Source organism: Photobacterium sp. SKA34, from assembly GCF_000153325.1.
Taxonomy (GTDB): domain Bacteria; phylum Pseudomonadota; class Gammaproteobacteria; order Enterobacterales; family Vibrionaceae; genus Photobacterium.
On record NZ_CH724141.1, the window covers coordinates 745,064 to 756,708 of the forward strand.

Annotated in this window: 11 protein-coding genes; 7 read left to right on the forward strand and 4 right to left on the reverse strand. The window is 37.8% G+C overall.

The window, feature by feature from the left end; translation table 11 throughout:
- Positions 1 to 534 precede the first annotated feature (534 nt).
- Entirely contained in the window at positions 535 to 849 is a 315-nt protein-coding gene (locus tag SKA34_RS04885) for a hypothetical protein (RefSeq protein ID WP_006644399.1), read from the forward strand.
- Between the two features lie 111 nt (positions 850 to 960).
- Here the strand turns inward: SKA34_RS04885 and SKA34_RS04890 are convergent, their stop codons facing one another.
- On the reverse strand, positions 961 to 1,401 hold the full coding sequence (locus SKA34_RS04890) for a bifunctional diaminohydroxyphosphoribosylaminopyrimidine deaminase/5-amino-6-(5-phosphoribosylamino)uracil reductase RibD (protein ID WP_006644400.1): 441 nt from the start codon (positions 1,399 to 1,401) through the stop codon (positions 961 to 963).
- A 190-nt stretch (positions 1,402 to 1,591) separates the two neighbouring features.
- Here SKA34_RS04890 and SKA34_RS23125 point away from each other — a divergent pair, with 190 nt between their 5' ends.
- The 3 genes from SKA34_RS23125 (at position 1,592) to SKA34_RS04900 (ending at position 4,973) form a co-directional block, all read left to right on the forward strand.
- Positions 1,592 to 1,897: a hypothetical protein gene (locus SKA34_RS23125; protein WP_157044448.1), complete on the forward strand. Its 306-nt coding sequence runs from the start codon at positions 1,592 to 1,594 to the stop codon at positions 1,895 to 1,897.
- A 353-nt stretch (positions 1,898 to 2,250) separates the two neighbouring features.
- Positions 2,251 to 3,585, forward strand: coding sequence for a peptidoglycan DD-metalloendopeptidase family protein (locus SKA34_RS04895; protein ID WP_006644401.1), 1,335 nt, complete (start codon positions 2,251 to 2,253; stop codon positions 3,583 to 3,585).
- Positions 3,586 to 3,920: 335 nt separating this feature from the next.
- A complete protein-coding gene (locus SKA34_RS04900) occupies positions 3,921 to 4,973 on the forward strand; it encodes a succinylglutamate desuccinylase/aspartoacylase family protein (RefSeq protein WP_006644402.1) in 1,053 nt (350 codons plus the stop codon).
- A gap of 111 nt (positions 4,974 to 5,084) precedes the next feature.
- Here SKA34_RS04900 and mrcB read toward each other — a convergent pair whose 3' ends face one another.
- Positions 5,085 to 7,430, reverse strand: coding sequence for a penicillin-binding protein 1B (gene mrcB, locus SKA34_RS04905; protein WP_006644403.1), 2,346 nt, complete (start codon positions 7,428 to 7,430; stop codon positions 5,085 to 5,087).
- Positions 7,431 to 7,992: 562 nt separating this feature from the next.
- On the opposite strand from mrcB, the gene SKA34_RS04910 reads away from it, so the two are divergent.
- Positions 7,993 to 8,439 (forward strand): hypothetical protein, encoded by a 447-nt coding sequence (locus tag SKA34_RS04910; protein WP_006644404.1) that lies wholly within the window; start codon positions 7,993 to 7,995, stop codon positions 8,437 to 8,439.
- Positions 8,440 to 8,528: 89 nt separating this feature from the next.
- Here the strand turns inward: SKA34_RS04910 and SKA34_RS23270 are convergent, their stop codons facing one another.
- Positions 8,529 to 8,690, reverse strand: coding sequence for a hypothetical protein (locus SKA34_RS23270; protein WP_006644405.1), 162 nt, complete (start codon positions 8,688 to 8,690; stop codon positions 8,529 to 8,531).
- 227 nt (positions 8,691 to 8,917) lie between these two features.
- On the reverse strand, positions 8,918 to 9,778 hold the full coding sequence (gene hdfR, locus SKA34_RS04915) for an HTH-type transcriptional regulator HdfR (protein ID WP_006644406.1): 861 nt from the start codon (positions 9,776 to 9,778) through the stop codon (positions 8,918 to 8,920).
- A gap of 225 nt (positions 9,779 to 10,003) precedes the next feature.
- Between hdfR and maoP the strand changes: the two genes are divergently transcribed.
- A complete protein-coding gene (gene maoP / locus SKA34_RS04920; RefSeq protein ID WP_006644407.1) occupies positions 10,004 to 10,357 on the forward strand; it encodes a DUF413 domain-containing protein in 354 nt (117 codons plus the stop codon).
- A gap of 115 nt (positions 10,358 to 10,472) precedes the next feature.
- Complete coding sequence (gshB, locus tag SKA34_RS04925) at positions 10,473 to 11,498, forward strand: glutathione synthase (protein ID WP_006644408.1); 1,026 nt, start codon at positions 10,473 to 10,475, stop codon at positions 11,496 to 11,498.
- Positions 11,499 to 11,645: the final 147 nt, after the last annotated feature.

Here is an 11,645-nt window from a genome sequence, read left to right on the forward strand (position 1 = left end):
CAAATCCTAAATGTACTAAATGTTACATATTCTAAGCTACTGGTTAGAAACATTGACCTGTAGGAGCTCCTCCCCATTCACTTCAAAACGCAACTTTAAGTGCCCTTCAGTTGTTAAACCTTTAATTAATTTAATCCCTTTGCTTGCGAATCGCTAATTTATCAAACCCTGCATATCATTGATTAAATTGATTTTATCTTAATTAGATAACACTGATTGTGATGTGGTTTTATAGGCGTTAAAAAACATAATTTAAGCTCTGATTAGACCTTTAAGCACACTATGTCAAAGTTGCATATTCTGATAATTTTAATAAATTAATAAATGTAACGATTAATTAATTTATTACGTTGAGCATTTAGCACTTAAATAAAAAGGCTAAATTAATATACCTATTTCGTTATATCAGCAATTACCAAAAATAAAACTTTTGATTATAAAAACGTGTATTGTTCAACTTTAAAATAAGAGTAAATTTAAATCCATAGACAGACACCAACTTATTTTTAACGCTGTTTATCAAAGGATTTAGTTATGGCACATTTTAATAGTCAAGAGCACAATGGTTCACAAGGCGGTCATCAACATGGCGCTGAATTCGAGCATGAAAAAATGGAACGTCGTTACGATGACGGTGCTGAGCATAAACATAATCGTGATCATCATGAAATGCGTGATCATGAGAAAAGTCACCCACACACACAACATGGCGGTGATCCTGTAGGCCATAAGCATCCAGAACAAACTCATGGCGATCGTCATGAACATGATGAGCATCGTCATCATAAAACAAAAGAACATGACCATAAAGAATCATCTCGTTTACACCACAAAACATCAACTAAATAATATTCTTTAGTTTAGATATTATTCTTATTTTAAATAAGAATAATATAAAAAGATTAAGAGCCCAATTAATGAAAGTATATTTTTATTAATTGGGTTTTTCTATTTATGTTATTAATTTTTAATTAAGTAAGGCTCAATAAAATCTAACACTTCATTTTCACAAAGCCCTACTTCTACCTCAACACCTGCCTCTTTTAAAATCGCGATACCTTTACCACTATTGCGACTGTCAGGATCCAGTGTTGCAACAACAACTTTCTTAATACCTAATTCAACAAATGTATGTGCACAAGAAGGAGTACGTCCAACGAATGAGCACGGCTCTAATGTCACATAAGCAGTTACGTCCGTAAAAGAACCATGATAATTAGCTAGCGCCATCGCTTCTGCATGGTATTGTCCTGGCGGCTGAGTAAATCCTTCACTCATAATCTCACCATTTTTAACTAATACACATCCTACTGGAGGGTTCGGGCGACAGTCTGGTAATGATTGATGAGATAATAAAAGTGCACGTATCATAAATGCTTGTTCTTGAAAATCGTGGTCCATGGTTTTAATACACCTTCAATTAAAACATCTAGTGTATGCTGAAACATAAAAAAAAGCATTGTGTTGGCAATAACGTATTTATTTTTAATGAAATTTCATTTAATTATGAATGAAATATGAATACTTCTATCATGCTTAATTCAGAGGAAATATCGTTTACTGTGCCCTTCTTAATATTGAGAGAAAGACCATGCAACGCGTTATCACGACTCTAGTCTTATCATTAACACTGCATTCGTTATCAGCTTTTGCCATTCCCGTCAGTTCACCACAATATACCCAACAGATCACAGATAGTACGATTAAGTATCTGGACCATACTCAGCAATTAAATACCAATCAGCAACAACAAAGCTATGTGTTGACGACAATAAATAACAATAACTACTTATCAACCACAGGCCATAAGGAAGGACATTTAGAAAGAAAACGATGGGAAGAAACCCGAATAAGCCGAAGCAACAACCGCTATCGAGAAGGACATAAAAATAAATAATCTCATTCATCAGCCCAATTTTTGAATCATTCAACCTTGGGCTTTTAGTCAAGAACTTAACGAACACTATATTATATTATCACCAACAAAATAATGGCTTTAAGCGCATAACAACTGTCAATAAATAATCGGAATAATGTCTACCATTTATACAGTAAACATATAAAACATTGTAAAATAAATGACTTATACAAGATATCATCTACTTTTAATAAAAACACACCGTATAATTACTAATCACAACATTAGTTCATTTACAGTTCAGAAAAGCTATGCTTTTATACTCCATCGCAAAAATAAGCTAGTGCTGATTGCACTCACTAAAAATAAGAACTGACGAGCATTCCAGATTTATGTCTACGTTAAACACGACAATTTTGAGAAAATTTATTAATTCTCGCTATATTAGTATTGCAGGTATTTCTCTTATCACCGTTGCTGCAGCTTTATCTATCAATACAGCAACAACTCATCAAAAATATAAAGAAATAAAACTTTCTATCCCAGCCACTCCAGAGGTGGTACTACCTGCTTTGTCACCAAAAGTAATGAAGAAAACGGTCGATTTACCACCGACCTATGAATATAAAATTAAAAACGGTGATACCCTAAGTGGCATCTTTGCGAGAATGTCGATCCCCTACTCTGATATTCAGTCCATCATGGAGGCTGACTTAAACACACTTCAAATTGACAAACTTCAAATTGACAAACTTCAACCAGGTAATATCTTACGTTTTTGGATTAATGAAAGTGATCACAAACTTAATAAGTTAGAGCTTGAATTTAGCTTAGCGCAGCGAATTGATTACATTCGTACTAAAGATGGCAATTTCGATGTAAAAGAAATTACGTTACCTGGTGTATGGCGTGAGACTGTTGCAACGGGAACTATCTATGGTAGTTTTAGTGCGTCAGTACGTAAAGCTGGCGTTTCACATAGTGAAGCTCAAGAAATTATGTCTATCTTGAAAGATAAGTTGAATTTTAATCGTGATCTTAAATCAGGAGATTCATTTGAAATTGTTACCAAACGTAAATATATAAAAGGTCAATCTACTGGTGACAGTGATTTACAAGCTATCCGCATTTATACGGGTAAACGCTATATAACAGCTTACCTGCATTCTGATGGTAACTTTTATGATGAAAATGGCGAAAGTTTACAACGAGCTTTCATTCGTTATCCAACAGCAAAATTTTACCGTATCAGTTCGCCATTCAACCCTAATCGCGTTCATCCGGTTACTGGACGTCGCCAACCACATAATGGTGTTGATTTTGCAGCACCATCAGGTACGCCAGTACTCGCAACAGGTGATGGTGTTGTAACGTTAGTGACTAACCACCCTTATGCGGGGCGTTATGTCGTCATTAAACACAGTGCTAACTACAGCACTCGTTACTTACACAACAGCCGTATTTTGGTTAAAAAAGGTCAACATGTTAAACGTGGTCAAGAAATTGCGCTATCAGGTGGCACTGGCCGTGTAACAGGTCCACACATTCACTATGAGTTCTTAATTCGAGGAAAAGCAGTAAATCCAATGACAGCAAAGATTCCATTGGCAGCATCTGTTCCTCGCAAAGAGAAGAAAGAGTTCGAAATTCAGGTCGCTAAATATAATGACTTGATGAAACAGTCTATTGAACAAGATAAAAATCAAATCGCAATTGCGAAAAACTAATAAATCTAGTTTTAGTTCAATCTTCATAAACAAACGAAAGCACTTCTATTAGAAGTGCTTTTTATTTCATATCAACTCCCCAATAAGCATCCGTTACGATAATTATTTTTAATACATCGAGTATTTTGATATTAACAATTTTATATAACGACATAGATACATTTAGAAACATTTCACTCGGTAACTATCACTATTTTTGTGACAATGTCATCTATTTATAAAGTGAAATTACGCTTATTCTTCTGCCATTGTATGCGCCATGATTGACCTCCTTGTGTTATAGGCATCCAACAATTTTCTATTCTTATTTACACTACCGAATACAGGAAGTATCTATGGCTAAGAAAACGCCACGTTTTGAATTTGCCGGTTTATCGATTGACGCGGGTAAACACATTAATTGTGAATTAGAAATAGCTCGTCTTTATACTCACTCACCTCTTTCGGTTTCTGTTGATATCCTACATGGTAAACACCCAGGTCCCGTCTTATTAATCAATGCCGCTATTCATGGTGATGAATTGAATGGTATTGAGGTTGTACGTCAAATTATTGAAAAATTAGATTTAAATAAACTTCACGGAACAATTATTGCTGTACCTGTGGTTAACGTTTTTGGCTTTATTCATAAATCTCGCTACTTACCCGATCGTCGAGATTTGAATCGTTGTTTCCCTGGCTCTGAACGAGGTTCAATTGCAGGCCGCATGGCTTATCAATATTTTAATCAAGTGGTTCGTCGTGCATCTCATGTTATCGACCTACATACCGCTGCTATTTACCGAACTAACTTACCTCAAATTAGAGCTAACCTTGAAAATCCATTAGCTAAAGAGATGGCTATGGCATTTGGCTCGCCCGTTGTCGTTGATGCAAGTCTGCGTGAGGGCTCATTACGAGCAGCTGCTGAAGAATTTAACATACCCGTGATCACATTTGAGGCAGGTGAGGCGTTACGTCTTGATCCACATGCAGTAGGATCTGGCGTTCAAGGCGTATTGAAAGTAATGCGTCATCTAAATATGCTACGCACTAGCCGTAGTAAAAAAGTTATTGAACCAATGGTGCCAAAAGCGACCCGTTGGATTCGTGCCGACTATGATGGCTTGCTTCGATCCCATGTGGCCTTGGGTGAGAAGGTATCGAAAGATCAAGTCATCGCCACTATTAGCGATCCTGCTGGCAGCAGTGAAGCACCTGTTATTGCTCCACAAGGTGGGATCGTAATTGGTCAACAAACATTGCCTTTAGTTAACGAAGGTGATGCTATTTTCCATGTTGCTTTCTTTGAAGTACCTGATGGCTTTGTTGAAGAGCAAGTGGAAAGTTACCTTGATGATGCCATCGAAGAATTAGATGATGAGTTAAAATGGGGTATAACAAACTAATTTAACTGCTAGAACTTCACTGTAAAACAGACACATATAAAAAGGCTAAGTGCGAACCACTTAGCCTTTCATTTTTATGTTAATTCAACAGTGGAAAAACAAAAAATATCATTACCAATCAAGCAGTTTATCAAAGAAGCCTTCGACTTTTTTCTGAACTTCTTTCGCTTGTTGCTTCACAGCTTGTACCTGACAGTTTTGTTTAAGATCACCATTCGGATCCCAAATTGGCATTCTTGTCGTGCCTGAACAATCTTCAATATAGGTGCCGTTCGCTGCTACCGTATATTTCTCTCCTTCCAATTCTGAAGGTTGAGTTAGAATTAATGGCTCAGGTTTGCGATGCTGAATGTAATCAGTATATAAACGCAATGCGCCTGTCGCACCCGTTAAGTGTGCAGTCTTATTATCATCACGCCCCATCCATACTGTTACCACTTCACGCCCATCGATACCGACATACCAACTATCTTTACCATCGTTTGTCGTGCCTGTTTTACCAGCCAAATGGCTATTCGGGAACAATTTATTCAATGAATGCGCGGTACCAAATTTTACCGTATCTTGCAGCGCATACATCGTCAGCCATGCTGCCTGACTAGGTACTGCTGATGAAGCTTTAGGCCAATTTTGGTACAGCACTTTGCCATCTTCATCAACCACTGCATTTAATGCCGTTAATGGCGCTAAATACCCGTTATTACCAATTGCTTGGTACATCTGAGTAACTTCTAATGGCGACAATGCTATCGAACCTAAAAATAATGAAGGTACTTGAGGGATCTCTTCAAGCGGTATCCCTAATTTTGTTAATGTCGTTGAGACTTTTTCAACGCCCAACCCCATACCTAAATTAACCGTCGGAACATTGTACGATTTAGCTAACGCGACAAATAAAGGCACTTCACCACGGTACTTACGATCATAGTTTCGAGGGCTCCATACCGCACCATCTTGCATTTTAATGGAAAGTGGCTGATCTTTGAGTGAAGTAGCTAGTGTGTATTGCTCTGGGTCTTCTAATGCTGATAAGTAAATAGAAGGTTTCACTACCGAACCAATTTGACGTTGCGCATTTATCGCACGATTATAGCCAGGAAAATTAGGGTTACTCCCCCCAATCATAGCTCGGATTTCACCCGTTGTACGATCAGCAATCACCATCGCTGTTTGTAAGTTTTTACCCGAACGTTTTTCAACTAACGGGATCATTTTCTTCACAGATTCTTCCGCTAGTTTTTGCGATTGAGGATCCAATGAAGTAAACAGACGTAAGCCTTTACCTTCTTCAAAAGCGTCACCTACTTTTTGCTCTAATTCACGTTTAAGTTGATCAAAGTACGCAGGTTGACGTTTTGCAAGTTGTCCTTTTGATTGAATATCCAACGGTAATTTTATTGCTGATTGATATTCTTTATCCGTTAACAATTTATTGTCTAACATGATTTTTAATACCACGTTACGACGATCTTTCGCACGCTCTGGGTTGCGCCAAGGATTGTAGTAAGACGGGCCTTTTACCAAACCAATTAACAAGGCTAATTGATCAGAACGTAATTCCGACAATGGGCGATCAAAGTAATAACGAGAAGCCAAAGCAAAGCCATGAATACCGCGACCGGAATATTGGGCGAGATAAACTTGGTTCATATAAGCATCAAGTACTTCTTCTTTACCATATTTATAATCGATGATAATCGCCATATAGGCTTCTTTAAATTTACGCCATAAACTGCGCTCACTCGATAAGAACATATTTTTAGCAAGCTGCTGCGTTAGCGTACTACCACCTTGAACTGTATGACCGGCTTTAATATTAGCGACAAAAGCACGAGCGATACCTACTAATGAAATACCATCATGTTCATAGAAATGACGATCTTCAGTATCAACAAGACCTTCTACTAATAGCTTAGGCATTTTTTCTTCAGGGAGATAAATTCGTTCCTGGTCATTTTTCGCTTCTAACATGCCAAGCATTTTAGGATCGATATGAAGAAAACCAAGCTCTTTATTTGAGTCCAGATCCTTTATTTGGCTGATCCCTTCACTGTTGAATGTTACAACAACATGACGAGCACCTTCTGCACCTTCTTTAAAATTAAATGGTCGACGAACAAATTCAACAGACCAGCCATTCGCTTTATATTCACCGCTCTGATCAGGCTTAGCGACCTTTTGATAGCCCAATACTTTTAACTCGTTAACTAACGAGTTATAGCTAACTGGCGCTCCTGGTTGCAAGGCAAGTTCACGAGCGTAAACCACGGAAGGTAACTGCCACAATTGACCTGAAAACTTCTCACTGATGGTATTGTTTAAGTTATTACCAAGATAAGCCATACCCAAGCCACCAATAATGGCAACAGTAAGAAAACTACGCTTAATTAATTTACGCGTTGATGATGGTTGTGGTTTATCCTGTTTATTATCAGGCTGATGTTTATTTGATGTCATTCATTCTTCCAATTTAACAGTACCGAATCTACTAAAAAACAATTATCAAACAATAAGAGAAATAATACGGCTATTAAATTACTACCTTATATAAAATCAATATAGTTGGGCTAAACATAATCTTAATTATCAATGATCATGTCATCCTAGTGTCAGTTCTATATTGTATTATTTTTTCATCAAGGATGAAAAAAAACGTTATTTTATTATTGTAAAAATGGCGCTTTCGTTGAATATCTATCTCCTGAGTCAGGAGATTTACCAATCGTCTCTACGCTCAAAACCTCAACGTTTGTATGATCGCTCTTAAAACAAATAAATGTATCTGCTGATAACAATAAGTTCAAATATATACAGTACGGCTTTCACATCTCATCGCCATTACCTATCACTAGGAGTACATGCTTTACATATCCAAGAGAATGACAGTTGTGATAGTACTGTAGCGAGCAGTTAACTCACTCCTGCTTTGGGTCGCATTTTATTCGCAAATCATCCACAATACCGTCTTTAAGAAAGCCAGCGATCAATTCCGATCAGGCACAGGTACCATGAGATAGCTATGCAACGTGATTATACTTTAAACTGCCTATTAACAATGCCTCGCCATGAGCTTGAAGAATTTAGCTTACGCGTAATCAGCCGCATGGTGCCGGAAGATGTAATGCAGGAAATATTCACTTTTGAACAAGAAGAAGTGGATAGTGAAGAACGCCTAAAATCCGCACAATTTGATGCAATGCTACGTATGACAGCAGTTGCTTTGGGTGAAGTCAAAGAAGCATTTTCAGAATCAGATAACGCTAATCAAAATGTTGAGCGCATGACACGTTTAATTCTTTGGCATTTTTACGCTATCTCATTCCAGTTAGAAGAAGCTGTCACATTAGAGCTGCACTGTGCTGAAGTTGAAAAGATTTTAGCCAATGCGCCTTACAACGCATTTGGTTGGATAAGTGTACTGACAGAATTACTTCATCGTTACGCTGCATTAAGCGAAGAAAAATAACCATTCTTCTCATAATTAATAGCTAAATAAAAAGGCGTACCCTTAGGATACGCCTTCTTTTTATTTTTTATTGCCGATACTAAATGCTATTAATAATCGAAATCGCTGTACTCCGGACTCTCAAAACGTGAACGTGTCATACGACGTTTCTTTTTGTTACGAGATTGATTCAAATCTTGATAATCATCATTAAATTCTGAGTTGAATTTTGATTTGCTGCCCTTGTGAAACTTTTGGTCTAACTTAGCCATTTGCGATTCCTGAACTACATCCAGAGTAAGTAATTAATAAATAGAACACAGGCAATATTAATGTTCTATTGTGACAAAAATACGTCGCTTTTTTGTAAAATCAGTGACAACTGCCTTGTTTGTTTTCCACTTGATTTATTGCTTAATTCGTATTTTTTCTAAGACTAATTCAGGAACTCGCTCTCTGTACAACAAGATATTTTACTGCTTATCAGCAAAAAAACTTATCAATTGTTTTCGGTCACATTCTTAAAAGGAACTTCAACTAAAGCATTGATCAAGTCCTCTTTTTCGTTATCTTCTCGCCATACTAAATACAAGCTTTGATCCATAACTGGCGCGTCTTCTACCACATGAAGTAAACCTTCTTTCTTAGCAGTTTCGACAACAGGCGATGGCAGGTAACCAACTCCAGCATTTGCTAAAATATAATCAAGCGCCATTTTAACAGAATGTGTATGCATAATTGGTGTACGCTGAAGCTCAGCAATACGACTATGTTCAACTGAAAATCGTGTTCCCCAATCTAAAAAGACAAGTGGAATATCACGAGTATCATGTAAGCAACAATTACTCTTGTTAGTCACTAACTGTAGTTGGTAGTCTCGGACTTTACGTACATGGAGATTTTCAATTTTCGGTGGTTCGCTGGTAATAAAGAGATCAATGCTCTTATCAAACAAACGTTTTGCCATCCCTTCACGTTTAACCGACTCTAAGCGTAATGCTAATCCAGGTATATTGGCATAAACATGGTTAATCCAATCAGAAATACCATCAAATTCCCAGAATAAGGGAGATGCACCAATGGCTAATTGGGTATTTAGGCTATCTGTTAATACAACATCCTGCTTCGCACGTCCCCATGTTTGTAAAATAGCTTCAGCATAAGGCTGTAAACGCTCGCCAGCTGCAGTTAAATGGACATTACCACGTTGACGAGAAAACAACGGGTTACCTAGCTGAGACTCAAGTTGTCGAATACGAAAGCTGACGGCAGACTGCGTTAAATATAAATTATCAGCAGCACGGCCAAAGTGACGAGTCTTAGTTACTTCTAAAAATGTTTTTAGTAATTCTGTATCCACTGCGAAATTCTCAAGAATAAGAAAAATAAATTGCTTGATTATCGTGCTATTTAAGCTTAAGCATTATATATCTAATTAGCAAGAGCTTAATCTAGATCTTAAACGATATGATGATTTACGGCATACAACCATCAAAAATATTCATTGGAACGATGAAAATCGTTTGATTTACAACTCTTCAACTCTGGATAAATATCACCGCAAATCACATCAAGGACTTTATGAATGAGAAGTGAAGGTAAATTTTACGACGATAAAAATTTCCCACGTGGCTTTAATCGCTCGGGGGTTTTCACAATTAGTGAAGCCAGCGTCTTAGAAAATTATGGACGTATTATGCGTGCCTTACATGAAGGGACTACTCAACCAATCGATGAGTCAGAAACTCAGTTCCTTGCTGAAGTGTTAGGTCAGCAAGCAGCAATGTCTGAATTTGGTAAGTGTTGGTTAAAATACCTGAACAACACCACTCATAAAGCACGCAGTTATACCTTATGCGTGTCGCAACGTGCCAATAATGGCGTATACGGCGACGATGATGATACCGATAGTGGTAGTGATAGCGATTTAGACTATTAATTACTATCAGAGGGCTAACCTCTGTTTATCGAGTAACCATGAAGCCATCCCACTCTCGTGCGATGGCTTATTTCTTTTTAATAGCCTGTAATGCAGGCACTTTCTTGGTAGAGCTATGAAAATTTGTTTTGTTATGTATCCGTGGGACAAAGTTGAAGCCGAAAACGACTCCACACTACGTCTGATCCATGAAGCCGCAAGCCGCGGTCACACGGTTGCAATTACAACACCAAGTAATTTAACTATGCGTGACAGCATGGCTATTGCATTCTGTAACGTATTAAAAAAAGGTGATGTATCAAACAATATTCCAAGCTTTTACCGTAAAGCTGAATTTAACAAAGCTGAGTTACCACTCGCGGGCTTTGACGTTATCTTTATGCGTGCTAACCCACCACTAGATACTATGGCTCTTAATTTCTTAGATTCTGTACGTGAACATACTTTCATTATTAATGATATTGATGGCCTACGTGTCGCTAACAACAAGCTGTATACAGCATCGTTACCCGATCCAAACCATAAATATATCCCAGCAACGCACGTATCAAAGAACCGTGAATACTTAGAGCGTGTATTGGACGAATCAACCCAAGATCGTATGATCTTAAAGCCACTAAATGGTTACGGTGGTAAAGGCGTTATCTTGGTTGAAAAGAGTGCAAAATCAAGCGTTAAGTCATTACTAGACTTCTACATTGGTGACGATGAAAATTATGTGATCTTACAAGATTACATCGAGGGTGCAGAACAAGGTGATGTACGTATTCTCCTGCTTAATGGTGAGCCTATCGGTGCAATGCGCCGTGTACCTGCAGAAGGCGATGTACGTTCAAACATCCATGCGGGTGGCCGTGAAGTAAAACACGTACTAACAAAGCAAGAACTTAACCTATGTAAGCACATTGGTCCTAAGCTCGTGCGCGATGGCCTGTACTTTGTTGGCCTTGATGTAATTAATGGCAAACTGGTTGAAGTAAACGTATTAAGCCCAGGCGGTATTACCCGTATTAACCGCCTTAACCGTGTAAAACTTCAACGTAACGTCCTAGATTTTGCAGAGAGCGTAGTAATAGCAAAAGAAGTTGGTATTGCACGTAAAAATGATTTTAGAAAGGTGATTGCAGATGCTGCTTACTGAGTTAGAGGTTCTGGAGAAAATCCGCAGCCTAACTCCCTTTGAAGCAAACTTGATGATGGCAGCTTAACTATTCGTGTTAGCGAATATCAACCTTATATTGCGACTGCTATTCATCATGGACACAACTTCGTGGCGAGTAAAAAAAAT

Excerpts from the sequence above, each read along its gene's own strand:
- SKA34_RS23125 (WP_157044448.1), top strand. The coding sequence starts at position 1,592 with ATGCAACGCGTTATCACGACTCTAGTCTTATCATTAACACTGCATTCG.
- SKA34_RS04885 (WP_006644399.1), top strand. The coding sequence starts at position 535 with ATGGCACATTTTAATAGTCAAGAGCACAATGGTTCACAAGGCGGTCAT.
- SKA34_RS04890 (WP_006644400.1), bottom strand. The coding sequence starts at position 1,401 with ATGGACCACGATTTTCAAGAACAAGCATTTATGATACGTGCACTTTTA.
- mrcB (WP_006644403.1), bottom strand. The coding sequence starts at position 7,430 with ATGACATCAAATAAACATCAGCCTGATAATAAACAGGATAAACCACAA.
- gshB (WP_006644408.1), top strand. The coding sequence starts at position 10,473 with ATGAAAATTTGTTTTGTTATGTATCCGTGGGACAAAGTTGAAGCCGAA.
- SKA34_RS04900 (WP_006644402.1), top strand. The coding sequence starts at position 3,921 with ATGGCTAAGAAAACGCCACGTTTTGAATTTGCCGGTTTATCGATTGAC.
- maoP (WP_006644407.1), top strand. The coding sequence starts at position 10,004 with ATGAGAAGTGAAGGTAAATTTTACGACGATAAAAATTTCCCACGTGGC.
- SKA34_RS04910 (WP_006644404.1), top strand. The coding sequence starts at position 7,993 with ATGCAACGTGATTATACTTTAAACTGCCTATTAACAATGCCTCGCCAT.
- SKA34_RS04895 (WP_006644401.1), top strand. The coding sequence starts at position 2,251 with ATGTCTACGTTAAACACGACAATTTTGAGAAAATTTATTAATTCTCGC.
- SKA34_RS23270 (WP_006644405.1), bottom strand. The coding sequence starts at position 8,690 with ATGGCTAAGTTAGACCAAAAGTTTCACAAGGGCAGCAAATCAAAATTC.